Source organism: Sphingomonas sp. PP-CE-1G-424 (assembly GCF_004341085.1).
Taxonomy (GTDB): Bacteria; Pseudomonadota; Alphaproteobacteria; order Sphingomonadales; family Sphingomonadaceae; genus Sphingomonas.
Genome location: NZ_SLXW01000004.1, coordinates 140,767 through 166,034, shown reverse-complemented (window position 1 = coordinate 166,034; position 25,268 = coordinate 140,767). Strand labels below are relative to the sequence as shown.

Here is a 25,268-nt window from a genome sequence, read left to right as displayed (position 1 = left end):
ACACGATGATGGGCGGAACCGCCGGACCTACCATTCTCGGGATCGACGTCCTGCTCGTCGCGACGATCCTGTCGGGCGTCGCGGCGTTCGCGGTGATGATCGCGATCTACGCGGCGACGACGGTCAGCGATCCGATGACCAAGCGCGTCAAGGCGCTCAACGATCGCCGCGAACAGCTGAAGGCGGGCATTACCGCGTCGACCAAGCGCCGCGCGAAGCTGGTCCAGCGCAACGATACCGCGGACAAGCTGCGCGGCATCCTGTCGTCGATGAAGGTGCTCCAGGACAGCCAGGTCAAGGCGGTCCAGCTGAAACTGATGCAGGCCGGCGTCCGCTCGAAGGAGTGGGCGCCGTCGGTGATCTTCGGCCGGCTCGTGCTGCCGATCGTGCTGGGTGGGGCGATGCTGTACTGGGTGTACGGCACCGACGGGTTTGCGACCTGGGGTCCGCTGAAGAAATACGGGCTCGTCGCGATGACCTTCATCATGAGCTACAAAGCGCCCGACCTGTATCTCGACAACAAGATCAAGAAGCGCTCGGATGCGATCCGCAAGGGATTGCCGGATGCGCTCGATCTGCTGGTGATCTGCGCCGAGGCCGGGTTGACCGTCGATGCGGCGTTCCACCGCGTCGCGCGCGAGCTGGGGCGGGCGTATCCCGAGCTGGGCGAGGAGTTCACGCTGACCGCGATCGAGCTCGGGTTCCTGACCGACCGGCGGTCGGCGTTCGAGAATTTGGCGCAGCGGGTGAAGCTGGATGCGGTGAAGGGCGTCGTCACGACGATGATCCAGACCGAGAAATACGGCACGCCGCTGGCGTCTGCGCTGCGCGTGCTGTCGGGCGAATTCCGCAACGAGCGGATGATGCGGGCGGAGGAGAAGGCCGCGCGGTTGCCGGCGATCATGACGATCCCGCTGATCCTGTTCATCCTGCCGGTGCTGTTCGTCGTCATCCTCGGGCCGGCGGCGTGTTCGATCTCGGATGCGCTGTTAAAGACTTGAGGGGTTGAAGACCTGAAGCAACCGTGAGCGCGGCGGATCGTTGGGCTTCCGTTACAGGAGGGTTTTACGATGCCGTTGTTTTCTACACCTACGCAGTTTGCGGCGCTTGCGCTGGTATTCGTCGCCGGCTGGCTGTTCGGACTGGCGAGCCATCCGGGGGGGAAGAAGTGGAAGGCGCGGTATCTCGCCGAGCGGGATGCGCATGCTGCGGTGAAGAAGGACGGCGATGTTCGGGCCGCGGCGGCGGAGAAGCGGGCGGTTGAGGCTGAGCGGGAGAATGCTCGGTTGGTGAAGGACGTCGACGCGGCGCGGGTTGCTCCGGCGGTTGTCGAGCGTCAGCAGGTCGTGGAGCGGGCGCCGATTGTGGATACGTCGCGGACTGGGGCGCTGTCTTCGGCGCGGCCGGCGTATAATGCCGATGGGACCAAGCGTGGTTGGTTTGATTTTGACCATCGTAGGTGAGGTGTAGGGGTTAGGTTAGCCCCTGCCCCCTTGTTCTCCCGCGAAGGCGGGAGCCCAGTCTGGGTCCCCGCCTTCGCGGGGAAACATTCTTCTCTTCTCCACCCCGGCGGAGGCCGGGGCCCAATTGGGAGCGTTGAGTAACCGGGGGTGGTCCTTCGTTACTCTGGACGTTCCAATTGGGCCCCGGCCTTCGCCGGGGTGGTGCTTTGGTTGAGGCTGGCGTTACTTCTTCGACAGTGCCGCTTGTGCTGCCGCCAAGCGGGCAATCGGGACGCGGTAGGGGCTGGCCGAGACGTAATCGAGGCCGACCTTTTCGCAGAACGCGATGCTTGCCGGGTCGCCGCCGTGTTCGCCGCAGATGCCGAGCTTGATGCCGGCCCGCGTCTTGCGCCCACGCTCCGCGGCGATTTCGATCAGTTCGCCGACGCCTTCGACGTCGATGCTGACGAACGGGTCCTTCGCGTAGATGCCCTGCTCGACATACGCACCCAGGAAGCGCGAGGCGTCGTCGCGGCTGACACCCAAGGTGGTCTGCGTCAGGTCGTTGGTGCCGAACGAGAAGAACTCGCCGACTTCCGCGATCTCGCCAGCGCGCAGTGCTGCGCGGGGGAGTTCGATCATCGTGCCGACGAGATATTCGATCGTCCGGCCCTTCTCGGCGAACACGGCCTGGGCGGCCTTGTCGACGACGGCCTTCATCAGTTCCAGCTCGCGGCGGGTGGCGACCAGCGGGATCATGACTTCGGGGATCGGGGCCGCGCCGGACTTCTCGGCGACGTCGACCGCCGCCTCGAAGATGGCGCGGGCCTGCATCTCGTAGATCTCGGGATAGGTCACGCCGAGACGGCAGCCGCGGTGGCCGAGCATCGGGTTGAACTCGTGCAACTCCGCCGCGCGGCGCTTGAGGGTGTCGACGTCGACGCCCGCCGCGGTCGCGACTTCGGCGAACTCCGATTCCTCGTGCGGGAGGAATTCGTGGAGCGGCGGATCGAGCAGACGGATCGTCACCGGCAGGCCGGCCATCACCTCGAGGATCTCGGTGAAATCCTTGCGCTGTTCGGGGAGCAGCTTCTCCAAAGCGACGCGGCGGCCCTTCTCATCGCTCGCCAAGATCATCTGGCGGACGTTGGTGATGCGGCTGCTCTCGAAGAACATGTGCTCGGTGCGGCAGAGGCCGACGCCCTCGGCGCCGAACTCGCGCGCGACGCGGCAATCCTCGGGGGTCTCGGCGTTGGCGCGGACCTTCAGGCGGCGGACCTCGTCGGCCCAGACCATCAACGTGGCGAAATCGCCCGACAGTTCGGGCTGCACGGTCGCGACCGCGCCGATCATCACTTCGCCGGTGGTGCCGTCGATGGTGAGCAGGTCGCCCTCCTTCACCTCGCGGCCGCCGCAACGCATGATCTTCGCCTTCGCGTCGATGGAGAGCGTGCCGGCGCCCGAAACGCAGGGGCGTCCCATGCCGCGGGCGACGACGGCCGCGTGGCTCGTCATCCCGCCGCGTGCGGTCAGGATGCCCTTGGCGGCGTGCATGCCGTGGATGTCGTCGGGCGAGGTCTCGGTCCGGACGAGAATCACGGCGACGCCGTCAGCGGCCTTCTTCTCCGCGGCATCGGCGTCGAACACGACCGCGCCCGAGGCTGCACCCGGCGATGCGGGGAGGCCCTTGGTGAGCACGTCGCGCGTCGCCTTGGGGTCGAGCGTCGGGTGGAGAAGCTGGTCGAGCGCCATCGGCTCGATGCGCAGGATCGCTTCCTCGCGGGTGATGAGGCCTTCGTTGGCCATGTCGACCGCGATCTTGAGCGCGGCCTTGGCGGTGCGCTTGCCGGCGCGGGTCTGGAGCATCCAGAGCTTGGTCTTCTCGACCGTGAACTCGATGTCCTGCATGTCGCGATAGTGGTTTTCGAGCGTGTCGAACACGTCGGCGAGCTGGTGGTAGACCTCGGGCATCGCCTCTTCCATCGAAGCAGGCTTGGCGCCGGCGTCTTCGCGCGCGGTCTTGGTCAGATACTGCGGCGTGCGGATGCCGGCGACGACGTCCTCGCCCTGCGCATTGATCAGGAACTCGCCGTAATAGGCGCGGTCGCCCTTCGAGGGGTCGCGCGTGAACGCGACGCCGGTCGCCGAGGTGTCGCCCATGTTGCCGAACACCATCGCCTGGATGTTGACCGCGGTGCCCCAGCCGCCGGGGATGTCGTTGAGGCGGCGATAGACCTTCGCACGCTCGGACTGCCACGAGCCGAAGACGGCGCCGACCGCGCCCCAGAGCTGGTCGTGGACGTCCTGCGGGAAGGGCTTGCCCCAGAGCTTCTCGACGAGGCCCTTATATTCGGCGACTAGTTTGCGGAGGTCGTCGGCGGAGAGTTCGGTGTCGAGCGTGAAGCCCTGGTCTTCCTTGGCGATCTCCAGCGCTTCCTCGAACGCGCCGTGATCGAGTTCGAGGACCACGTCGGCGTACATCTGGATGAAGCGGCGATAGCTGTCCCACGCGAAGCGCGCGTCCTCGGACTTGGCAGCGAGGCCTTCGACGGTCTGGTCGTTGAGGCCGAGGTTGAGGACGGTGTCCATCATCCCCGGCATCGAGGCGCGGGCGCCGCTCCGGACGGACACGAGCAGCGGGTCGGCGGGATCGCCGAACTTCTTGCCGGTGACGCCTTCGATGTGCGCGAGTCCGGTGGCGACCTCGTCGCGCAGGCTCTGCGGGAACTGGCCGCCCTCGTCGTAATAGACCGCGCAGAAATCGGTCGAGATCGTGAAGCCCGGCGGGACCGGCAGGCCGATCGACGCCATCTCGGCGAGGTTCGCGCCCTTGCCGCCGAGCAGGTTCTTGTCGCCCTTGCCGCCATCCGAAACACCGCCGCCGAAGCGATACACATATTGGGTCATGGTCGGTCCTCTAAGTGCCTGTTTTTATACGTTGGGCAGGAGCGAAGTTCACAAAGTTCACACGCTGGCGCGATGTGTGCACTTCCCTCCAGTCAGCCCTCGATCTTCGAAAAATCTGCGACATTGTGCACTGCGGCACGGACTCGCTCAAGTAGCGCGAGACGGGCGGAGCGCTTGGCGGGGTCGGAATCGTTGACGATAACGCTATCAAAGAACGCGTCTATCGGCGCGCGCAGCGATGCGAGCGCGGCCATCGCGGTGGCGAAGTCTTCGCGCGCGATCGCGGCCGTGGCGAGAGGTTCGGCGGAGTCGAGCGCGGTCATCAGCGCGGTCTCTGCGGGTTCGGGGGTGTAGGACAGCATCTTCTCCCTCTCCCCTGCGGGGAGAGGGTCGGGGTGAGGGGCAGTACCGGGCGCTGCACTGCTTGGCAGCCCCTCACCCCTACCCTCTCCCCGGAGGGGAGAGGGAGCAGAAGGTGCTTCCTTCTTGAGGATATTGGCGGCGCGCTTGTAGCCGGCGAGCAGGTTCGCACCGTCCTCGGTGGTCACGAACGCCTGGAGCGCGTGGACGCGCGCGAGCAGCCGGACGAGATCGTCCTCGCCGCCGAGCGCGAACACCGCGTCGATCAGGTCGTGACGGACGCCGGCTTCGCGTTGCTGGACTTTTAGGCGGTCGGCGAAAAAGTCGATCAGATCAACCGCTGACCGAGACGATAGATGGGGGGCTACGTTTGAACGGGTGAATTGATCGTCGTTGATCAACTGTAAAAATCGCTGCCGCACTAACTCAATATCGTCAGCGTTACGAGCTAGCGCAGTCCACAAGGCTGCTAAATCGGCCCGCGTCTCCAATTGAGCTGCCCGCCGAGCGAGCTCTACCAAAGTCACACGAATTACATCGCCAAGTTTCAACCGTAAATTTTGATTAACGGTGATACGGATTACCGCCAAAGCAGCCCGTCGTAATGCGTAAGGGTCACGGGATCCCGACGGCTTTTCATCGACAGCGAAGAACCCGACCAGCGTATCCAGCTTGTCCGCCAAGCTTACCGCGACCGTTACCGGGTCGGTGGGGACGTCGTCGCCTTGGCCGACCGGCTTGTAGTGGTCGCGGATGGCGGTGGCGACTGCGGGGTGCTCGCCCTGCGCGGCGGCGTAGTAGCCGCCCATCAGACCTTGCAGCTCGGGGAACTCGCCGACCATGCCGGTGACGAGGTCTGCCTTTGCGAGGCGGGCTGCGCGGTCTGCTAAGTCTGCCAATTCCTCCCCTGCAAGGGGAGGGGGACCGTCAGCCGCAGGCTGAGGGTGGAGGGGGTTCTCCGCGGACGCTGCGCTTCGTGGCGCGCCCCCTCCACCAGCTTCGCTGGTCCCCCTCCCCGTTCCGGGGAGGATTATGCCCTCTTCTACCAGCCAGCGGGCGAGCTTCGCGACGCGGTCGACCTTGTCGGCTACGGTGCCGAGCTTTTCGTGGAAGACGATCTTCGACAGCTTCTCCGCCTGCTCTGCGAGCGGGACCTTCAAGTCGGTGTCGTAGAAGAACTTGGCGTCCGACAATCGCGCCGCGAGGACCTTCCGGTTGCCCTCGACGATCTTCGCGCCGCCGTCGTGCGCGGCGATGTTAGCGGTACAGACGAACGCGTTCGCCAGTTTTCCATCGGCCCCGCGGCAGACGAAATATTTCTGGTTCACGCGCGCCGTGAGTTGGATCACCTCGGGCGGGACGTCGAGAAACGCGGGGTCGAACTGGCCGAGCAGGGGAATCGGCCATTCCGTCAGGCCGGCATTCTCCGCGACGAGACCTTCGTCCTCGATCAGTTCGAGCCCGGCCTGCATCGCGGCTTCGCGGGCGTGGTCGCGGATCAGCGTGGCGCGTTCGTCGTGGTCGACGATGACGTGGCAGGCGCGCAGTTTCTCGACATAGTCGTGCGCGCCGCCGATCGTGATCTGGTACGGGTGGTGGAAGCGGTGGCCGAGCGTGGCGGCGCCGCTGGCGATGCCGGCGATCTCGAACGGCACGATCTCTTCGCCGAGCAACGCGACGATGCCTTGCAGCGGGCGGACCCACCGGAGCGATTCAGTGCTGGCCGACGCATCCCCCCAGCGCATCGACTTCGGCCACGGGAACGCGCGGACGATCGCGGGGATCGCGTCTGCAAGCACGGCGGCGGTGGCGCGGCCGGGCTTCTCGGTGACTGCGAACAGCGTGCCGTTGCGGTCTATCAGTTGCTCGCGCGTGAGGCCGGTCTTGCGGAGGAAGCCTTCGAGCGCCTGGGGTGGCGCGGAGGTCTTGGGGCCCTTGGTTTCCTCGGAGACGGCGGCGGTCTCGAGCGGCAGGTCGCGCGCGATCAGCGTCAGGCGGCGCGGGGTCGCGTAGGTGACGATCGCGCTGGTGGCGATGCCGGCCTTGGCGAGTTCGGCGGTGAACAGCTTGGCGAGGTCGTCACGCGCCTTGGATTGCATCCGGGCGGGGATTTCTTCGGAGCGGAGTTCGAGAAGGAAGTCGGTCATTTGGGTTCGCACGCGAAGAAGAGAGAAGGGGTTTCGCGCAGAGGCGCAGAGGCGCGGAGGAGAAGGGTAGAAGAGAAGGTTGGAGCGGTTGCGCTGCGCGCGGCCAAGTGACGCCGCAGGCGTCTTTCATCATGCCGAAGCCGGATTGCAGGTCGATATACCGACTCCACCTCCTTCTGCTCCGCGCCTCTGCGCCTCTGCGCGCAAAACCCTTCTTGTCGACGAACAGCCATCACGCCGCCCATCCGTGTTTGTCCATCCAGGCAGCGCAGGCGCCCTTCGCGAGGTCTCGGACGCGGCCCATATAGGCTTGGCGTTCGGCTACGGAGATGACGCCGCGGGCCTGGAGCAGGTTGAAGATGTGGCTGGCTTTGATCGCCTGTTCGTAGGCTGGGATCGGGAGCTTTGCTGACAGGCTGTTCTCGCATTCGGCGACGTGCTTGCGGAACTGGTCGAACAGGGAGTCCGTGTCGGCGATCTCGAAGTTCCACTTCGACATCTCCTGCTCGTTTTCCAGGAACACGTCGCCGTAGGTCACCCCGGCATCGTTGAACGCCAGGTCGTAGACCGAGTCCTTGTCCTGGATATACATCGCGAGGCGCTCCAACCCGTAGGTGAGTTCGCCCGCGACGGGCTTCATGTCGAAGCCGCCCATCTGCTGGAAATAGGTGAACTGCGTCACCTCCATGCCGTCGCACCAAACCTCCCAGCCGAGCCCCCAGGCGCCGAGCGTCGGGCTTTCCCAGTCGTCCTCGACGAAGCGGATGTCGTGCTTCAGCATGTCGATGCCGATCGCCGCGAGGCTGCCGAGGTAGAGCTCCTGGAGGTTGGCGGGGCTCGGCTTCAGGATGACCTGATACTGGTAGTAATGCTGGAGCCGGTTGGGGTTCTCGCCATAGCGCCCGTCGGTCGGGCGGCGGCAGGGCTGCACGAACGCGGCGTTCCACGGTTTCGGCCCGAGCGCGCGGAGCGTCGTGGCGGTGTGGAAGGTGCCCGCGCCCATTTCCATGTCGTAGGGCTGCAGTATCAGGCATCCGTGTTCGCTCCAGTAATCGTGGAGCGTGAGGATCATGCGCTGGAAGCTAAGAGGCTTTATCACGGGCTGGGTCACGCGCGGGCTTTGGCGGATGGGGGTGCGGGAGGCAAGTGGTGCGTTAAGGTCCGGCGTCCTACATGGGGGCGAACTCACGGTAAGGATGCCCTCCCCTTGAAGCTGTTTTCGAAGATCGTTTCGTTCCGATCCGCGCTCTCTGCCATCGCTATGGCGTTCGCTTTGCCCGCCTGTGCGCAGGTCGCGCCGAAGCCTGTGCAAGCCGCGAACGATGCCGATCCGGCGCTTTGGGTAGTGAAGGACAAGGACACGACGATCTACCTGTTCGGGACGATCCATGTGTTGAAGCCCGGCATGACGTGGTTCGACGAGGCGGTGAAGACCGCGTTCGATCGCTCGAACCAGGTGGTGCTGGAGCTGGTGATGCCGGATCCCGCGAAGATGCAGTCGCTGGTGATGGCGACGGGGGTGTCGAAGGACGGGCCGACGCTGACCGAGCAGCTGCCCGCGGACAAGCGTGCGGCGTATGCCAAGGCGGTGACCGATTTGGGGCTGCCGGCGAATGCGTTCGATCGGTTCAAGCCTTGGCTGGCGGCGACCAACCTGTCGATCGCGCCTTTGTCCAAGCTTGGCTATGATGCGGCGAACGGGCCTGAGCAGGTGATCACGGCGGCGGCGAAGGCTGCGGGGAAGCCGGTGATCGGGCTGGAGACGGCGGAGCAGCAGCTCGGGTATTTCGGCGGGTTGTCGCAGAAGGCGCAGATCCAGTTTCTGGGGAGCACGATCGACGAACTGCCGACGCTCGAGAAGACGATGGCGACGATGGTCGACGAATGGGCGAAGGGCGATCCCGAGGCTTTGGCCAGGGAGATGAACGACGACCTGAAGGACTCGCCCGAGGTGGCGAAGGCGCTGCTGTTCGACCGCAATGCGCGCTGGGCGGAGTGGGTCGCGAACCGGATGAAGTCGCCAGGGACGGTGTTTATCGCGGTCGGTGCGGGGCATCTGGCGGGCAAGGACAGCGTTCAGGCGCAGTTGGCTAAGCTTGGGGTGAAGGCGGAGCGGGTTCGGTATTGAGGTTCCGAGTCCCTCTCCCCTCGGGGAGAGGGAGGGAGGAGCCCTTGCGACGGAAGGGTGAGGGGGAGTTGGGATAAACGCCCCGAGCCCCACTCCCCTCACCCTCACCCGTGCAAGCGCACGCGGGCCCCTCCCTCTCCCCGAAGGGGCGAGGGACATTGAAGGTTTTTTGAATCGGGCGTATGTATCACAAGCCAAACGTCATGGCTGTGCCTTGAGATACGAACCCTCGCCATTGCCGTGGCGGGGGTTCAATCGTTTGGGGGGCACGTTGCCGCGCACCCCCCGCCCGTTGTGCTACTTCCGGCGTGCCGTCTCGACGACCTTCAAGATCAAGGTCGCAAAGGCGAACAACACCAGAAGCAGAACACAGACATTGCCAAACGTCATGGTTCTGCTCCTCGAGAACTGGCGAGATTGCCAGCGGTCGAAGCGTAGCAGGTATCGCCCGGATGCAGGCCCCTTCCCCGCAGCCGTTGTTTTTTGCACGAAACTCCGCTATGCGCCCGCGCTTCCGGTCCATGGTCATCCCTGGAGGCGTGGGCGGGAAGGACAACAAACGAGTTTCGGAGAATACAGATGAGCGACCAGTTGACGCTCGCAGCCGAGACGCGTGACCGGGTTGGCAAGGGAGCCTCCCGGGCGCTGCGTCGTGATGGCCGCGTGCCTGCCGTGATCTACGGCCTGAACCAGGAACCAACCTCGGTTCACCTCGAGGAAAAGGCGCTGATGAAGGCGCTGATGACCGGCCATTTCATGAATTCCGTCGTGATGGTCAACGGCGTGCGCACGCTGCCGAAGGACGTCTCGTTCCACCCGGTTTCGGATCGCCCGATCCATGTCGACTTCCTGCGCATCGGCGAGCATTCGACCGTCACCGTCGCGGTGCCGATCGCGTTCACCGACGAGGACGACGCACCGGGCATCAAGAAGGGCAAGGGCGTCCTCAACATCACGCGCCACGAGATCGAACTGGTCGTCGACGCTTCGGACATCCCGAGCGAGATCACGATTTCGCTAGCCGGTCTGGAGATCGGTGATTCGATCCACATCAGTGACGTGAAGCTGCCCAAGGGCGCGACACCCGCGATCGACGACCGCGACTTCGCGATCGCCACGATCGTGCCGCCGACCGTGCCGACCGTCGAGGACGAAGAGCTCGAGGCTGAAGTCGCCGAAGCACAGGCTGCCGAGGCTGCTTCGGACGAAGAGCCGGTCGTTGAGCCGAACGACGATGACAACGACGACGACAAGATCACGCCGCAGAAGAAGGACTGAGGGTTCAGCCCTTCGTCTTAGGATGATCTGGCGGGCGGGAAAGCTAGGGCTTTCCCGCCCGTTTCGTTTTATGGGGCTGCTGGCTCGGAACGCACCTCACCGTTCCCCCGCGAACGCGGGGGTCCAGGATCAAGCAGCTGTATCGCCTGTAATCCTGGGCCCCTGCTTTCGCAGGGGAACAACAATGGTTAACGGGCCGGCGAGCCGTTTCGTTTTGGAGAATCACACGTGCAGATCTGGGCGGGACTCGGCAATCCGGGGGCGCAATATGCGATGCACCGGCACAATGTCGGGTTCATGGTCGCCGACGCGATCGCCGAGGTGCACGGCTTCAGCGCGGTCAAGAAGCAGTTCCAGGGCTGGACGCAGGAGGGGCGGATCGGCTCGGAGAAGATCCTGCTGCTAAAGCCCGCGACCTTCATGAACGAGAGCGGCCGCGCGATCGGCGAGGCGCTGCGCTTCTACAAGCTCGGCGTCGAGGCGCTGACGGTGTTCCACGATGAACTCGACATCGCGCCCTTCCGCGTGAAGGTGAAGACCGGCGGCGGGACCGCGGGGCATAACGGGCTGCGCTCGACTGACCAGCATCTGGGGCCGGAGTTTCGCCGCGTGCGGCTGGGGATCGGGCATCCGGGGCACAAGGATCGCGTGACCGGTTACGTGCTCGGCAATTATGCGAAGGCGGAGATCGAGCCGTTGAGCGACATGCTCGGCGCGGTCGCGGCGGAGGCCAAGTGGCTGGCGGAGGGCGACGACGTCCGCTTCATGAACGATGTCGCGTTGAGGATGCAGCCATGACCACCCGTTCCTTGTTTGCCACGCGGTTCTACGAGGCCGATCTCGGCGACGACGATCTGGTCGAGGAACTCGAGGACGCTGCGCGCGAGCTGGCGAAGGCCGATCGCGCCGGGGTCGCGTGGTCGAAGGCGCATGGGTATCGCGGGTATACCTCGTATGCGTCGCTGAACGACCTGCCGTTGCGCGATCCGCGGTTCGGCGATCTGGTGCGGCTGCTGAACAAGCATGTCGCGCAGTTCGCGAAGGATTGTGCGTTCGATCTGGGCGGGCGGAAGTTGAAGCTGGATAGCCTTTGGGTGAACGTACTGAAGCCTGGGGGCGCGCATTCGGGGCATATCCATCCGCATAGCGTCGTTTCCGGGACGATGTACGTGGCAATTCCGGAAGGGGCTGGGGCGCTCAAATTGGAGGATCCGCGGTTGCCGATGATGATGGCGGCGCCGACGCGGCTGGAGGATGCCGCGGAGGATCTTCGGACGTTCGTTTATGCCGAGCCCAAGCCGGGGAGTGTTTTTCTGTGGGAGAGCTGGTTGCGGCATGAGGTCGTGCCGAATGCTGCAAAGGGCGAGCGGATCAGTATTAGTTTCAATTATCGGTGGTGATTGGGGCGGGCGGGCACTGTGCTTGAAATGGCACCACCCCGGCGAAGGCCGGGGCCCAGTTGGGAAACGTCGCTAACGAAGGACTGCCTTGCATCAGATTAGCCTTCCCACCTGGGCCCCGGCCTCCGCCGGGGTGGTAGTGTCTGGGGGAGCGTCTCCGGACCTTCTTACCCCCTCCCCTTTAGGGGAGGGTTGGGGTGGGGCTTGGCCGCACATGCATGCGCTCGCGGCACTGCCCCACCCCGACCCTCCCCTGAAGGGGAGGGAGTTTGGGGCGGCACTCGTTGAGCACCGCCCCTGCCCGATCAGACCGCCTTCATCGAGGCCATGTCGATGACGAAGCGGTACTTTACGTCGCTCTTCACCATGCGCTGATACGAGGGTTCGATCTCGTCCATGCGGATCATCTCGATGTCCGACACCAAGCCGTGCTCGTTGCAGAAATCGAGCATCTCCTGCGTTTCGGCGATCCCGCCGATGAGCGAGCCGGCGATTGCGCGGCGCTTGAAGATCAGATTGCCGACCGAGGGCGACGGATGCGCGTGCTCGGGGACGCCGACCAGCGTCATCGTACCGTCGCGCTTCAACAACGCGGTGAACGTGTCGAGATTGTGGCTCGCCGCGACGGTGTTCAGGATGAAGTCGAAGCTGTTGGCGTGTTCGGCCATCGCGGCTTCGTCCTTCGACACGATCAGGTCTTTCGCACCGAGACGCTTGGCGTCGTCGCGCTTGTTCGGCGAGGTCGAGAAGACATAGACCTCGGCACCCATCGCGTTGGCGATCTTGACGCCCATGTGGCCGAGACCGCCGAGACCGACGATGCCGACCTTCTGGCCGGGACCGACCTTCCAGTGCTTCAACGGCGAATAGGTGGTGATGCCGGCGCAGAGCAAAGGCGCAACCGCGGCGAGGTCGGCTTCGGGATGCGAGACCTTCAGCACGAAGCCCTCGTCGACGACGATCTTGTCCGAATAGCCGCCAAAGGTGTGGCCGCCGAGCACGGGATCGGGGCCGTTATAGGTGCCGACGAACCCGGTGGTCTCGCAATATTGCTCTTCGCCGTCCTTGCACGACGGGCACTCGCCGCAGCTGTCGACCATGCAGCCGACGCCGACGACGTCGCCGACCTTGAACTTGGTGACGTCGCTGCCGACCGCGGTGACGTGACCGACGATCTCGTGGCCGGGGACGCAGGGGTAGAGCGTGCCTTCCCACTCGCCCTTGGCGGTGTGGAGGTCGGAATGGCAGACGCCGCAGAACGCGATGTCGATCGCGACGTCGGTCTTGCCGGGTTCGCGGCGCTCGAAGCTGAACGGGGCGAGCGGGGTTTCGGGGGATTGCGCGGCGTAGCCGTGGGCGGTCGTGGTCATGGAATTCCTGATCTATCTCAAGCTGGGATCGGAATATAAGCTTCGACCATATGATAACTACCGAGCGGTATGATTATTTTGCTGCACTGCGGCAATCGAGTGGGTCGATCAGGCGGGACGCGGGACTTGGCGCACGGCGTGGAGCTTCTCCCCTCCCTGGAAGGGAGGGGTTGGGGGTGGGTCGGTGTCCGGATAGTGGAACGTTTGCGGCTCAAGCTGGCCTACCCACCCCCAGCCCCTCCCTTCCAGGGAGGGGAGCAGGACGAACTCTGACCGCGCGCGCGGCCTTCACTGGCCTTCCGCACCGCCCTGCCCTAAAGCGCCCGCACATTCTTATACCAAGGGCATATCATGGGTTTTCGCTGCGGCATCGTGGGGCTGCCGAACGTCGGCAAGTCCACTCTCTTCAACGCGCTGACCGAGACGGCCGCGGCGCAGGCGGCGAACTATCCGTTCTGCACGATCGAGCCGAACGTCGGTAACGTCGGCGTGCCCGACAAGCGGCTCGACGCGCTGGCGAAGATCGCCGGATCGCAGAAGATCATCGAGACGCAGTTGGGCTTCGTCGACATCGCCGGCCTCGTGCGTGGCGCGTCGAAGGGCGAAGGGCTCGGCAACCAGTTCCTCGGCAACATCCGCGAGGTCGACGCGATCGTCCATGTGCTGCGCTGCTTCGAAGACGGCGACGTGACGCATGTCGACAACAAGGTCGATCCGATCGCCGACGCCGAGACGGTCGACACCGAGCTGATGCTGAGCGACCTCGAAAGCCTCGAAAAGCGCGTCCCGAACCTCGCCAAGAAGGGCATGCAGGGCGACAAGGAAGCCAAGATCGGCGCCGCCGTGCTCGGCCAGGCGCTCGAACTGCTCCGCGAAGGCAAGCCCGCGCGATTGACCGTGCCGAAGGACGAAGACGAGGCGCGCGTGTTCGCGCAGGCGCAGTTGCTGACGGCCAAGCCCGTGCTGTACGTGTGCAACGTTGACGAGGGCGATGCGGCGAACGGCAATGCGCTGTCGGCGCGGGTGTTCGAGAAGGCGAAGGCCGAAGGCGCCGAGGCGGTCGTGGTGTCGGCGGCGATCGAGGCGGAGATCGCAACGATGCCGGCGGAGGATCGCGGCGAGTTTCTTGGCGAGTTGGGGCTGGAAGAGACCGGCCTCGCGCGCGTCATCACCGCCGGGTACAAGCTGCTGCACCTGCTGACGTTCTTCACGGTCGGCCCGAAGGAAGCGCGCGCCTGGACCGTCCACAAGGGCGCGACCGCACCGCAGGCGGCCGGCGAGATCCACGGCGATTTCGAAAAGGGCTTCATCCGCGCCGAGACGATCGCGTTCGACGACTTCATCGCACTGGGTGGGGAATCGAAGGCACGCGAGGCGGGCAAGCTGCGCGCGGAAGGCAAGGCCTACGTCGTGAACGACGGCGACGTGATGCACTTCCTGCACAGCTGATCGGGGCGGATAAACCGGACCGATAGGAGCCGGGCGGCGGACTTAGCGGCGATAGTCTTCGCACGCGATCCCGTCGCCATCGCCGTCCATATGGGCGCCATAGCCGGGCGTTCCGCGGTACAGAGGCGTGACGCCCGCAGCGCGCGCCTCGCGACATCCGCGATAGACCGCATTGATGGGCGCGGACCGCACAACCGGGGATGCGGCTTGTCCATAGACCGAGCGCGTGACGTTGTACTGTGCGGCGTCGCGGGCCGGCGCGGCTATTGTGAGCCGAGCCCGTCCGTCCGCCGTCGGGGTTTTTGCCAAAACCGGCAGCGAGGCCGCGTCGACGGGGCGAGCCACGTCTATCGGTGCGCCCGCACTTAGCGGGGCTTCGGGCGGCGGCGAGCCGGTCGGCGCCATGGCACTCCAGACGCCAGCGAACATCAGCGCCGAGGCCGTGGCGGTTATCGCTATGAACGATCGATCCATGAACGCCACGCTATCCGAGAATCCGTTGACGAAAGCTTAGCGGCCGCGGCGGACGTGCGGGGCGGCAATGCCCCCTGTCATTGATCCCCGACCCTGGCTATTCCCGATCGCGCGCGGTTGCGAACGGAGGGCGGCGATTGACGAACCAGAAAGCCGAGTCCTTCGTCAGCCGATCAGGCCTCGTCCGCGGGGCGGCCCTGCTGCTCGCCGGTTGCGTCACGCTGGCAGGGTGCGACCAGCGGCGCGATACGGGGGCGGTGGTCGTCAGTGCGATCGGCGCGCACCCGGAGGCGGTCGATGCCAGCCGGGTCGCGCTCGATACCCCGGCGCGGCTGCTGATGGACTCGACCGCGCAGGGGCTGGTGCGGTTCGATGCGACCGGACAGATCGAGCCCGGTATCGCCGAACGCTGGATCGTGATCGACGGCGGGATGAGTTATATCTTCCGCCTGCGCGAGGTGAAATGGAGCGACGGCACGCCGGTCACCGCGGCGCAGGTGGTGGCGATGCTGGAACGGCAATTCCGGCCGGGATCTCGCAATCCGCTGGCGCCATTCATGACCGCGATCGACGAGATCGTCGTGATGACTCCGCAGGTCATCGAGGTGCGGCTGTCGCGCCCGCGCCCCGACCTGCTGAAGCTGTTCGCGCAACCCGAACTCGCGCTGCTGCGATTGCAGCCCGTCAGCGGCACCGGGCCGTTCCATATCGCGCGCGGCGGAACCGCGCCGTTGCTGCGCCCCGCCTTCGATCCCGGCGAAGCGGACCCCGACGACCAGCATGACGTGAAGGCGGAAGAGGACGTCCGGCTGATCGGCGAACGCGCCGCGCGGGCGATCGCGCGGTTCGCCCATCGCGACTCGGATCTGGTCAGCGGCGGCAGTTTCGTCGACTGGCCGTTGCTGGCCACCACCGACATCGCGCCCGCCAACATCCGCGTCGATCCCGCGGTCGGGCTGTTCGGGTTGGCGATCGTGCGGCGCGACGGTTTCCTCGCGGAGACCGCCAACCGCGCGGCGATCTCGGAGGCGATCGACCGGACCGCGCTGACGACCGCGATCGCGCCGAACTGGGATCCCGCGGATCGCATCCTGCCCGATATCCTCGATTCATCATCGCTGCCGCAGGTTCCGGCGTGGTCGCTGCTGTCGCAGGACGAACGACGCGCGGCGGCGCGGCAACGCGTGGCGGCGTGGACCGGCGGACCGATCGGCGTGCGGATCGCGCTGCCCGCGGGGCCCGGTGCGACGCTGCTGTACGCGCATGTCGCCGCGTCGTTGATGGCGATCGGTATCACCCCGTCGCGCGTTGCGCTGGATGCCGATGCCGAGCTGAAGCTGGTCGATGCGGTCGCCCCCTATGACAGCGCGCGCTGGTATCTGGCGAGCGCGTGCGTGGTGTGCGGCGAGGCTGCGCAGGCGGCGGTCGAAGCCGCGCGCGAGGCGCCGACGCTGGCGGAGCGAAGCGTCCGCATCGCCGCGGCGGACGCGGCGATGAACGAGGATGTCGCGTTCATCCCACTGGCGCGGCCGCTACGCTGGTCGCTGGTCACCGCGAGGCTGGCGCAGTGGCAGCCCAACCCGCGCGCGTGGCACCCGTTGAACCGGTTGCGCGCCGATACCAACTAGGTGGCATGAAACCGACCGTCACCCGCATCACCCCCGGATCGATCCTCGACTCGCTGCCGATGGGGCGCGACGCGTTGTCGGTGCGCCGCCGCGTCGAGGCGATGGAACGCGTGATGGAGGGGCTGTTCCAGATCCCCGGCACCAACCGCAAGGTCGGCCTCGACGTGATCCTCGATATCGTGCCGTTCGCGGGCAGCACGATCGCCGCGGCGGTCGGCGGCTGGATGGCGTGGGAGGCGCGCAACATCGGCATGTCGAAGGTCCAGGTGGCGCGGATGGCGGGCAATATCGGGTTCGACTGGGCGCTCGGGATGATCCCGTTCGTCGGCGCGATCCCTGACTTCTTCTTCCGATCCAACACACGCAACCTGCGGATCATCAAGAAGCATCTGGACCGGCACTACCCGTCGACGACGACCCTCGACGGGTGATTTCGGGTACCTGAGCGTCCTCCCCTGCCAGGGGGAGGTGACAGGCAGCGCCTGACGGAGGGGGAGGTAAGGGAAACCTCTGCTCCGTGTCCTCCCCCTCCGTCGCCTTCGGCGCCACCTCCCCCTGGCGGGGGAGGATTGGAATTTTCCTTAGCGGCTGCCGCGCCAGATTTTCAGCGGGGCACCGTCGGCCAGGCCACCCTGGTGGACGGGGCAGCGGCGGTAGCGGAAGCGGCGGTCTAGGCAGATCCAGACCTCGTCGAGCCAGCCCTGTTTCGTCGCGGTGACGCGCATCATGTCGGCATTGAGCCCCGGATTTGCGGACGCCATCGCCGCGGCGAACCGCCCGGCGGTCAGCGGCGCGCGCGACAGCGCATCCATGTCCGGATAGCGCAGCTTGCCGTACAGCCCGGCGGACTGGTTGAAATATTCCGCGGGTCGATAGCCCGGCATGCAGGTGCCGTGCTTGGCCCATTCGTGCTGGAGCAACTGCGCCGACGGCGTCGTGCAGAGATGCACGCGGATCACCGGTGGCGGGACGAACTCGGCTGCGCGACAATATTGCGGCCAGTCCTTGTCCACGCCGTCGGGCCACAGACCGTGCAGCGTGAAGCCGAAGCGGTTGGCCGCGCCGCACTGGAACTGCGACCCGGAGCGCGTGCCGTTGTCGCGGCAATATTGCGGGGCCCAGGTAATGGCGAGCGTGTAGCCGCCGATCGGGACGACTCGCTTGGGCTGGCTGTCGGAGGGCAGATCGGGGCGGACGCGCTCGACGGTGGCGGGGGTCGAGCATTGATAGGCCTGCGCCTGGGCTACTCCGGGCAGCGCCAGTGCCGCCGCAGCGATGGTCAGTCTAACGATCATGCGGCATGTCCTCGTCCAGCCTGGTCGAACCAGAGTTTCGCATCGGGTTTCAGGAGTTGCAGCGCCGCGGCGATGTAGACCACGCTCGCGACGATCGACAGCCCGAGCGTCGCGCTCGGCACCGCATGCCCGGTCACCAACTGCACGAGCGAGATCGCGATGCCGATCGCGGAGAGCGCGGCCAGCACGATCACGACCCACCGCGCCACGCCACTCGGCGCCCGCACGGTGAAATACCAGAGCGTCAGCGTGATCACGATCCCGGCGACCTCGAACGTCGGCAGGATCCAGCCGATCTTCGCGAGCATCGGGGTGGCCGCGACCATCGCCCTCCGCGGCCCCCAGCTCATCGCCGACACGATCAGCCCGATCACGAACGAGGCGAGATACAGCCGTTCGTAGCGCGTTATGGATACCGGCCTGATCATGTCTTGTCCCCGTTATCGATCATGCTGCGACCGGGACGCGCCGGGCGAGCCGGTCATGCCGTCGTGAAATCCAGGCCTATATCCGCCGCGGGTGCCGACTGCGTCAAGCGGCCGACCGACACATAGGTCACGCCGGTCTCGGCGATCGCGCGGATCGTCTCGAGGTTGACGCCGCCCGACGCCTCGGTCGGCACGCGTCCGCCGACCAGCGCAACCGCCTCGCGCAACATCGCCGGCGGCATGTTGTCGAGCAGGAGATGCGTCGCCCCCGCGGTCAGTGCGGGGGCGATCTGGTCGATCCGGTCGACTTCGACGATGATGTGCGCGATTCCTGCATCACGCGCCCGGCGCACCGCTTCGACAACGCCGCCGGCGACCGCGACGTGATTGTCCTTGATCATCGCGGCATCCCACAGCCCCATCCGGTGGTTCTGCGCGCCGCCCATCCGGGTCGCGTATTTTTCCAGCACGCGCAGGCCGGGGATGGTTTTCCGCGTATCGAGCAGGATCGCGCCGGTCCCGGCGATCGCGTCAACATAGCTGCGCGTCATGGTGGCGATTCCCGACAGATGCTGGACGGTATTCAGCGCCGACCGCTCGGCGGTGAGCATCGCCCGCCCTGCCCCTTCGAGTCGCATCAGGATCGTCCCCGCCGCGACCTGCTGTCCGTCCTGCACGAGCCGTTCGATGCGGACGTCGGGATCGAGCGTCCGGAAGAACGCCTCGGCGAGATCCAGCCCGGCGACGACGATCGGGTCGCGGCTGTCCATGACGCCGGTGAATCGCGCGTCGGCGGGGATGACCGCGTTCGACGTGATGTCGCCGATCGTGCCCAGATCCTCCGCCAGCGTCGATGCGACGAACGCGTCGACGACGAACTGTGCCGGCAATCCGACATCGGGCAATGCTGCGTTCATCTCAAGACTCCCAGTGGCGACCCGTCGGTCGTATCAGTGCAGATGCCGACGAGCATGATGCGGGGCCAGCGAAATCGCCGCATCTGTCTGCACCATAAAGATTTTCGCGTTGGAACCGAACATCCGCAGGCGAGTTTGCCTGATCGATACCGAGGAACGATCGATGCATACCAAGACGATGGCCGAGACAGCACGTTTGACCCAGCTGCTTGGCGAGGCCCTCGTACTGGCCGACACGCTCGAACTGACCATCGCCGCGATCCATATCGATCAGGCGCTGGCCCAGGTGCCCAAGGCTGCGCCCTCGGCCTGACGGATCAGGCGTTCGCACCGCCGGCCGGGCCGAGATCGCCCTTGCCGACGGTGTTCGACGCCATCCGCAGCATCGCATCGAGGCTCTTCTTCGCCTGGAGGCGCAGGCCTTCTTCGATCTCGATTCGCGGGCTCAGATCGCGCAGCGCGACATAGAGCTTTTCCAGCGTGTTGAGCGCCATGTACGGGCAGATGTTGCAGTTGCAATTGCCGTCCGCACCGGGTGCGCCGATGAAGCGCTTGTTCGGCAACGCCTTTTCCATCTGGTGGATGATGTGCGGTTCGGTCGCGACGATCAGCGTGTCGCCGGGCATCGCCAGCGCGTAATCGAGGATGCCGCGCGTCGAGCCGACGTAATCGGCGTGGTCGAGGATGATCGGCGGGCATTCGGGATGCGCGACGACGGGCGCGCCGGGGTGCTGCGCCTTGAGCTTCATCAACTCGGTCTCGCTGAACGCCTCGTGGACGATGCACACACCCGGCCATAGCAGCATGTCGCGGCCGGTCTTCCGCGCGAGATAGCCGCCAAGGTTGCGGTCGGGGCCGAAGATGATCTTCTGCTCGGGCGGGATCTGCGCGAGGATCGTGTCCGCCGACGAACTCGTGACGATGATGTCGGAGAGCGCCTTCACCTCGGTCGAGCAGTTGATGTAGGTCAGCGCGATGTGATCGGGATGCTTCGCGCGGAACGCGGCGAACTGCTCGGGCGGGCAGCTGTCCTCGAGGCTGCACCCGGCGTCCATGTCGGGGAGCACGACGATCTTGTCGGGCGACAGGATTTTGGCGGTCTCGGCCATGAAGCGCACGCCGCAGAACGCGATCACGTCGGCATCGGTGGCGGCTGCCTTGCGCGACAGATCGAGGCTGTCGCCGACGAAATCGGCCAGATCCTGAAGCTCGGGCTTCTGGTAATAATGCGCGAGGATGACCGCGTTCTTCTCCTTGCGGAGGCGCTCGATCTCGGCGCGGATGTCGATACCCGCAAAGTTCTGGTTCAATTCCATCGTCGTATCCCGAATAGCCCGATCGCGTTTACTGGCGGTTCCCTAGCACGTCCTGCAGCGAGCGCGAGGTGTCCCAGCGCTCCCCGTTCGCGACCGGCTCGTCGGCGAAGCGCACCGCGACGGTCGCGTCGATCCCGGCGGCACGCAGCGGCATCGCGAAACTGCGTTCCACCGCACGCCGGGTTGCGTCGCGCGCGAGCTTGATCATCGCCGGTTCGCGCGCCTGGCGGATCAGCTCGATCTGGCCGGCACGGCGGTTGGCGTCGTCGAGCCGCTTCTCGGCGTCGGTGAAGGTGGTCAGCACGCCGCCCGAGCCATATTCGCGGACCGCGTTCAGATCGACCTGCGGGCCATCCGCCTCGACCGCGGGCAGGCGTACCGCCAGCGTCTTGGTGGCGCCGTCCCACGCGACGTCGGCCTGCGTGAGCTTGCCCATGTCGACCTCGTACCGGACCATGCCGGGCATGATCAGCGTCTTCTCGGTGGTGAAGCCGAGCTGCGACTGTTTCGAGGTGACGACCGCGACATAGCGCGCGGCGAAGGCGGACAGGCGGTTCTGCTCGCGCAGGCCCTCAAGGCTGGCGCTCGCGATCGTCGTCGGATCGGGGGTCAGCCGGTCGCTGACATAGCGCTGCACGCCCCACAGCGCGAGCAAGCCGGCGAGCACGAGGATGACGACGAACCCCGCCGCCTTGGCGAGGAAGCCGTCGACTCCGGAACCGGTATTCGGCGCATTCAAATCTTGATCTGCCATGTTTCGCCTTCCTCGATCACCAAGCCACGGTTTTGCAGGTCGTAGAGATGCGCGAGCACCGAACGCTCTGCGGCGGGCGTAAGCCGCGCGTCGAGCCCGACGTACATCTGCGCCACCATCCGTCCGATCGGCTGCGGTTCGCTCCGCAACAGACGCAGGATCTGTCCCTCGCGCTGTTTGCGATGGCCGAGCATCCCGCGGACCAGTCGCTGCGGCTTGTCGACCGCTTCGCCGTGGCCGGGATAATAGACGCGGTCATCGCGGCGCATCAGCTTTTCGAGGCTCGCCATGTACGCCGCCATGTCGCCATCAGGTGGCGAAACGATGGTGGTCGACCAGCCCATCACGTGATCGCCGGAGAACAACGCGTTGGTCTCGGGCAAGGCGAAGGCGAGATGATTCGAGGTGTGGCCAGGCGTCGCGATCGCCGCCAGCGTCCAGCCCTCGCCGGTGATCGTGTCCCCCTCGGCCATCACCCGATCGGGCGCATAGGCGGCATCGAACGACGCATCGCCGCGCGCGTGCGCGGTGTCGATATCGAACGGCGCTGCGCCGACGATCGGCGCACCGGTGATCGCCTGAAGCGGGCGCGTCGCTGGGCTGTGATCGCGGTGATGGTGCGTGACGACGATCGCGGTGACGGGGCGGCCGTCGATCGCGTGGATCAGCGCGGCAATGTGCGCGGGATCGTCGGGGCCGGGATCGATCACCGCCAGATCGGTCGTGCCGACGATATGCGTCTGCGTACCGGTGTAGGTGTAGGGCGACGGATTGGGCGCGAGCACGCGAACGACGAGCGGCTCGAGCTGGATCGGGATACCGGTCGGGTGCTCAGCCATGCGACCGAGATGGCCGTTGCGAGCGGGGATGGCAAGACCCCGTCATCAGGCGGTAGTGTCGACGGATTTTACACATCGCGGATCGGCGTTTCGGGGATTAACTAACATATGTGGCGTAGATCGGTGGGATACCGTGTTATGGCACGCGCACTGCATCGTCTGTCACGTCACCGAACGCTGCGGCGTTCAAGCAGGGTGGATCGATCGCTACCGTCCGGTCTCGCATCGATCCACCCTCCCCGGTGACTCATCAGACTTACGCCCCGCCCCGTCATCGTGACCAAGTTCCCGTCATCCTGACGAAAGTCAGGATCCAGGGTAACCGGACGCAGCACCTCGTGGCTCTGGATCCTGACTTTCGTCAGGATGACGGGGGTGGGGTGAGGCATGCTGGCCGAGGTGATCCCCCGGATGCTCCGCCCCGCCCCCAGCGGAAACTTCAGACCGTCTTCTGCTTCTCGAACAGCTGCGCCAGCTCGCCGCTTTCGTACATCTCCATCATGATGTCCGAGCCGCCGACGAACTCGCCGTCGACGTAGAGCTGCGGGATCGTCGGCCAGTCCGAATAGGCCTTGATGCCCTGGCGGATGCCCTGGTCCTGCAACACGTCGACGCTCTCGAACTCGACTTCGAGGTGATTGAGGATCGCGATCGCGCGGCTGGAGAAGCCGCACTGCGGGAACAGCGGGCTGCCCTTCATGAACAATACCACGGGGCTGGCTTTGACTACCGCGTCGATGCGGGCGTTCGTGTCGTCGGTCATGTCTTGGGTCATCTCCGGGTCCTCAGGAAATTGCGGTGGTAAGCTGGAGCGCGTGCAGGACGCCGCCCATGCGGCCGCCGAGCGCGGCGTAGACCGCCTGGTGCTGCTTCACGCGGCTCAGGCCGGCAAAGCTCGGCGCGACGACCTTGGCGGCATAATGATCGCCGTCACCGGCGAGATCGGTGATCTCGACCTGTGCATCGGGAATAGCGTCGCGGATCATCGTCGCGATGTCATCGGCGGCCATCGGCATCTTATTGTGCCTCCAGCAACTGGCGGCGCGCTTCGATCATCTGCTGCGCGAGCGCGCGGCGGACGGTCGCCTCGTCGTGATCGAGCCCGGCTGCGGTCAGGTCGCCGACGAGCTTGCGTACGACGTCGTCGTCGCCGCCGCCTTCCATGTCGGCATGGACGAGCGCGGTGGCATAGGCGTCGGTTTCTTCCGGCGTCAGCTGCATCTCATGCGCCGCCCAGCCGCCGAGCAGGCGATTGCGCCGCGCGGTGATGCGGAACGCCATCTCCTCCTCGCGCGCGAAATGCGCCTCGCTGGCGCGTTCGCGATCGTCGAAACTGGTCATTGCGCTAGTCCCCGGTACAGCCGTGTATCCAGCCGGAGATAGGTCGCGGACCGCGTATGCGCAATAATGGCCGTGGAACGCGGTGTCGCGAACCTCGGCGCGAGCCGCCGGGGTCAGCCGACCTCGACCACCAGTTTGCCGATCGCGCCGCGTGCGGCCATCTTGGCGATCGCCTTGCCGCCGTCCTCGAACGCGAAGACTTCTGTCACGCGCGGCGCGATCTTGCCGGCTTCCCATAGATCGAACAGCGTTTCGATATGCGCCTGGTTCGCCTTCGGATCGCGCGCGGCAAACGCGCCCCAGAACACGCCGCAGACGTCGCAGCTTTTCAGCAGCGTGAGGTTGAGCGGTAGTTTCGGGATACCGGCGGGGAAGCCGACGACGAGATACTTGCCCTCCCACGCGATCGATCGGAGCGCGGGCTCGGCATAGTCGCCGCCGACCGGATCGTAGATCACGTGCGCGCCATCGCGACCGACCGCGGCCTTGAACTGTTCGGCGAGCGCCTTCGACTGGTCCTTGTCGAACGGCGCGCGGGCGTAGATCAGCGTTTCGTCGGCACCCGCGGACTTGGCTGCGGCGGCTTTTTCCTCGGACGAGACCGCGGCGACGACCTTCGCGCCGAACGCCTTGCCGAGTTCGATCGCGGCGAGCCCTACCCCGCCGGCCGCGCCTAGCACGAGTAGCGTCTGCCCCGCCTCGATATGCCCGCGGTCGAGCAGCGCGTGGATCGTCGTGCCGTAGGTGAGGATCAGCGACGCGCCCTCGGCGAAGCTGCGGCCTTCGGGAAGGCGATAGATCTTGGCGGGATCGGCGATCACCTGCTCGCACAGACCACCGTGGCCGAGCATCGCGATGACGCGGTCGCCGATTTCCCAACCGGTCACGCCTTCGCCGATCGAGTCGATCGTGCCGGCGATCTCGCCGCCCGGTGCGAACGGGCGCTGCGGCTTGAACTGGTATTTGTCCTCGATGATCAGGACGTCGGGGAAGTTGATCGCGCAGGCCTTGACCGCCACGACGACCTGTCCGGGGCCGGCCACCAGATCGGGCAGCTCGACCATTTCCAGAGTTTCAGGTCCGCCGACTGCCTTCGACACCAATGCTCGCATACCCGCTCTCCACCGTCGTCCAGGGGCGATTCGATGCGACCGCCTCCTCGAATTTCGAAATCTGGGTATCCCTTGCCAGCGTCAGGCCGACTTCGTCCAGCCCTTCCATGAGACACTGGCGACGGAATGCGTCGAGTTCGAAGGTGAAGCGGTCCTGGAACGGGGTGGTGACGGTCATCGTCTCGAGATCGACCGTCACGGTCTGGTCCTGCGCGACCTCGAGCAGGCGATCGATCGCCTCCTGGGGCAGCACGACGGGGACGATGCCGTTCTTGAACGCGTTGCCCGAGAAGATGTCGGAGAAGCTCGGCGCGATCACCGCGGTGATACCCATGTCGGCGAGCGCCCACGCGGCATGCTCGCGACTGGAGCCGCAGCCGAAATTATCGCCGGCAATGAGGATCGGCGACCCTGCATAGCGCGGATCGTCGAAGATGTTGCCGGATTGCGCGCGAACCGTCTCGAACGCGCCGCGCCCGAGGCCGGTGCGCGTGATCGTCTTCAGCCAGTGCGCCGGGATGATGACGTCGGTGTCGATGTTCTTCGCGCCCCATGGATAGGCGCGGCCCGAGACGGTCGTGACGGGGGTCATCGCTGTTCCGTACGCTCCGGAACGACACGCGCCGATGCGACATAGGCCGCGACGCCGCTGATCATCGCGCCAGCCGCCAGCAATACGAAAA

At 65.7% G+C, this 25,268-nt stretch carries 26 protein-coding genes; 10 read left to right on the top strand and 16 right to left on the bottom strand.

Annotated elements, in window-relative coordinates; all coding sequences use genetic code 11:
- Nucleotides 1–8: 8 nt before the first annotated feature.
- Entirely contained in the window at nucleotides 9–1,001 is a 993-nt protein-coding gene (locus C8J43_RS14910) for a type II secretion system F family protein (RefSeq protein WP_121903874.1), read from the top strand.
- Nucleotides 1,002–1,070: 69 nt separating this feature from the next.
- The gene (locus tag C8J43_RS14905) at nucleotides 1,071–1,463 is read left to right on the top strand and encodes a hypothetical protein (protein WP_133031605.1); all 393 of its coding nucleotides are present in this window, start codon (nucleotides 1,071–1,073) and stop codon (nucleotides 1,461–1,463) included.
- Between the two features lie 222 nt (nucleotides 1,464–1,685).
- On the opposite strand, the gene ppdK is transcribed toward C8J43_RS14905, so the two are convergent.
- The 3 genes from ppdK to C8J43_RS14890 all read right to left on the bottom strand — a co-directional run bounded on the left by ppdK (nucleotide 1,686) and on the right by C8J43_RS14890 (nucleotide 7,928).
- Nucleotides 1,686–4,349, bottom strand: coding sequence for a pyruvate, phosphate dikinase (gene ppdK, locus C8J43_RS14900; protein WP_133031604.1), 2,664 nt, complete (start codon nucleotides 4,347–4,349; stop codon nucleotides 1,686–1,688).
- Nucleotides 4,350–4,441: 92 nt separating this feature from the next.
- Nucleotides 4,442–6,856, bottom strand: coding sequence for a glycine--tRNA ligase subunit beta (gene glyS, locus C8J43_RS14895; protein ID WP_133031603.1), 2,415 nt, complete (start codon nucleotides 6,854–6,856; stop codon nucleotides 4,442–4,444).
- A gap of 232 nt (nucleotides 6,857–7,088) precedes the next feature.
- Complete coding sequence (locus C8J43_RS14890) at nucleotides 7,089–7,928, bottom strand: glycine--tRNA ligase subunit alpha (RefSeq protein WP_056047263.1); 840 nt, start codon at nucleotides 7,926–7,928, stop codon at nucleotides 7,089–7,091.
- Between the two features lie 189 nt (nucleotides 7,929–8,117).
- On the opposite strand from C8J43_RS14890, the gene C8J43_RS14885 reads away from it, so the two are divergent.
- The 4 genes from C8J43_RS14885 (at nucleotide 8,118) to C8J43_RS14870 (ending at nucleotide 11,662) form a co-directional block, all read left to right on the top strand.
- A complete protein-coding gene (locus tag C8J43_RS14885) occupies nucleotides 8,118–8,984 on the top strand; it encodes a TraB/GumN family protein (protein ID WP_133031842.1) in 867 nt (288 codons plus the stop codon).
- Nucleotides 8,985–9,563: 579 nt separating this feature from the next.
- Nucleotides 9,564–10,262, top strand: a complete 699-nt coding sequence (locus C8J43_RS14880; protein ID WP_056488652.1) for a 50S ribosomal protein L25/general stress protein Ctc — start codon at nucleotides 9,564–9,566, stop codon at nucleotides 10,260–10,262.
- 228 nt (nucleotides 10,263–10,490) lie between these two features.
- A complete protein-coding gene (gene pth, locus C8J43_RS14875) occupies nucleotides 10,491–11,060 on the top strand; it encodes an aminoacyl-tRNA hydrolase (protein WP_133031602.1) in 570 nt (189 codons plus the stop codon).
- Complete coding sequence (locus tag C8J43_RS14870) at nucleotides 11,057–11,662, top strand: TIGR02466 family protein (RefSeq protein WP_133031601.1); 606 nt, start codon at nucleotides 11,057–11,059, stop codon at nucleotides 11,660–11,662. Before pth ends, C8J43_RS14870 begins: the two co-directional genes overlap by 4 nt.
- Nucleotides 11,663–11,967: 305 nt before the next feature.
- On the opposite strand, the gene C8J43_RS14865 is transcribed toward C8J43_RS14870, so the two are convergent.
- Nucleotides 11,968–13,032, bottom strand: a complete 1,065-nt coding sequence (locus tag C8J43_RS14865) for an NAD(P)-dependent alcohol dehydrogenase (protein ID WP_133031600.1) — start codon at nucleotides 13,030–13,032, stop codon at nucleotides 11,968–11,970.
- A 351-nt stretch (nucleotides 13,033–13,383) separates the two neighbouring features.
- Here C8J43_RS14865 and ychF point away from each other — a divergent pair, with 351 nt between their 5' ends.
- Entirely contained in the window at nucleotides 13,384–14,481 is a 1,098-nt protein-coding gene (gene ychF, locus C8J43_RS14860) for a redox-regulated ATPase YchF (RefSeq protein ID WP_133031599.1), read from the top strand.
- Between the two features lie 42 nt (nucleotides 14,482–14,523).
- On the opposite strand, the gene C8J43_RS14855 is transcribed toward ychF, so the two are convergent.
- Nucleotides 14,524–14,955, bottom strand: coding sequence for an excalibur calcium-binding domain-containing protein (locus C8J43_RS14855; protein ID WP_243645591.1), 432 nt, complete (start codon nucleotides 14,953–14,955; stop codon nucleotides 14,524–14,526).
- A 137-nt stretch (nucleotides 14,956–15,092) separates the two neighbouring features.
- On the opposite strand from C8J43_RS14855, the gene C8J43_RS14850 reads away from it, so the two are divergent.
- Both C8J43_RS14850 and C8J43_RS14845 read left to right on the top strand, forming a co-directional pair.
- On the top strand, nucleotides 15,093–16,583 hold the full coding sequence (locus tag C8J43_RS14850) for an ABC transporter substrate-binding protein (protein WP_347812512.1): 1,491 nt from the start codon (nucleotides 15,093–15,095) through the stop codon (nucleotides 16,581–16,583).
- 5 nt (nucleotides 16,584–16,588) lie between these two features.
- Nucleotides 16,589–17,014, top strand: a complete 426-nt coding sequence (locus C8J43_RS14845; RefSeq protein ID WP_056047244.1) for a DUF4112 domain-containing protein — start codon at nucleotides 16,589–16,591, stop codon at nucleotides 17,012–17,014.
- A gap of 150 nt (nucleotides 17,015–17,164) precedes the next feature.
- Here the strand turns inward: C8J43_RS14845 and C8J43_RS14840 are convergent, their stop codons facing one another.
- The 3 genes from C8J43_RS14840 to nadC are packed head-to-tail and all read right to left on the bottom strand — an operon-like array spanning nucleotide 17,165 to nucleotide 19,223.
- Nucleotides 17,165–17,878 (bottom strand): ribonuclease T, encoded by a 714-nt coding sequence (locus tag C8J43_RS14840; protein ID WP_133031598.1) that lies wholly within the window; start codon nucleotides 17,876–17,878, stop codon nucleotides 17,165–17,167.
- On the bottom strand, nucleotides 17,875–18,306 hold the full coding sequence (locus tag C8J43_RS14835; RefSeq protein WP_133031597.1) for a hypothetical protein: 432 nt from the start codon (nucleotides 18,304–18,306) through the stop codon (nucleotides 17,875–17,877). The genes C8J43_RS14840 and C8J43_RS14835 overlap by 4 nt, the downstream gene beginning before the upstream one ends.
- A gap of 53 nt (nucleotides 18,307–18,359) precedes the next feature.
- Complete coding sequence (nadC, locus tag C8J43_RS14830) at nucleotides 18,360–19,223, bottom strand: carboxylating nicotinate-nucleotide diphosphorylase (protein WP_133031596.1); 864 nt, start codon at nucleotides 19,221–19,223, stop codon at nucleotides 18,360–18,362.
- Between the two features lie 163 nt (nucleotides 19,224–19,386).
- On the opposite strand from nadC, the gene C8J43_RS21925 reads away from it, so the two are divergent.
- Entirely contained in the window at nucleotides 19,387–19,536 is a 150-nt protein-coding gene (locus tag C8J43_RS21925; protein WP_165899642.1) for a hypothetical protein, read from the top strand.
- Between the two features lie 4 nt (nucleotides 19,537–19,540).
- Here the strand turns inward: C8J43_RS21925 and nadA are convergent, their stop codons facing one another.
- The 8 genes from nadA to leuD form a co-directional block, all read right to left on the bottom strand.
- Nucleotides 19,541–20,539: a quinolinate synthase NadA gene (nadA, locus tag C8J43_RS14825; protein WP_133031595.1), complete on the bottom strand. Its 999-nt coding sequence runs from the start codon at nucleotides 20,537–20,539 to the stop codon at nucleotides 19,541–19,543.
- A gap of 28 nt (nucleotides 20,540–20,567) precedes the next feature.
- Complete coding sequence (locus C8J43_RS14820; protein WP_133031594.1) at nucleotides 20,568–21,293, bottom strand: DUF4230 domain-containing protein; 726 nt, start codon at nucleotides 21,291–21,293, stop codon at nucleotides 20,568–20,570.
- A complete protein-coding gene (locus C8J43_RS14815; RefSeq protein ID WP_133031593.1) occupies nucleotides 21,275–22,132 on the bottom strand; it encodes an MBL fold metallo-hydrolase in 858 nt (285 codons plus the stop codon). Before C8J43_RS14815 ends, C8J43_RS14820 begins: the two co-directional genes overlap by 19 nt.
- 439 nt (nucleotides 22,133–22,571) lie before the next feature.
- Complete coding sequence (gene grxD, locus C8J43_RS14810; protein ID WP_107957228.1) at nucleotides 22,572–22,895, bottom strand: Grx4 family monothiol glutaredoxin; 324 nt, start codon at nucleotides 22,893–22,895, stop codon at nucleotides 22,572–22,574.
- A 22-nt stretch (nucleotides 22,896–22,917) separates the two neighbouring features.
- Complete coding sequence (locus C8J43_RS14805) at nucleotides 22,918–23,148, bottom strand: BolA family transcriptional regulator (RefSeq protein ID WP_133031592.1); 231 nt, start codon at nucleotides 23,146–23,148, stop codon at nucleotides 22,918–22,920.
- Nucleotide 23,149: 1 nt separating this feature from the next.
- Complete coding sequence (locus C8J43_RS14800) at nucleotides 23,150–23,473, bottom strand: DUF1476 domain-containing protein (RefSeq protein ID WP_056047222.1); 324 nt, start codon at nucleotides 23,471–23,473, stop codon at nucleotides 23,150–23,152.
- Between the two features lie 113 nt (nucleotides 23,474–23,586).
- Nucleotides 23,587–24,585, bottom strand: coding sequence for an NADPH:quinone oxidoreductase family protein (locus C8J43_RS14795; RefSeq protein WP_207893414.1), 999 nt, complete (start codon nucleotides 24,583–24,585; stop codon nucleotides 23,587–23,589).
- Complete coding sequence (leuD, locus tag C8J43_RS14790; protein ID WP_133031591.1) at nucleotides 24,548–25,177, bottom strand: 3-isopropylmalate dehydratase small subunit; 630 nt, start codon at nucleotides 25,175–25,177, stop codon at nucleotides 24,548–24,550. The genes C8J43_RS14795 and leuD overlap by 38 nt, the downstream gene beginning before the upstream one ends.
- Nucleotides 25,178–25,268 lie beyond the last annotated feature (91 nt).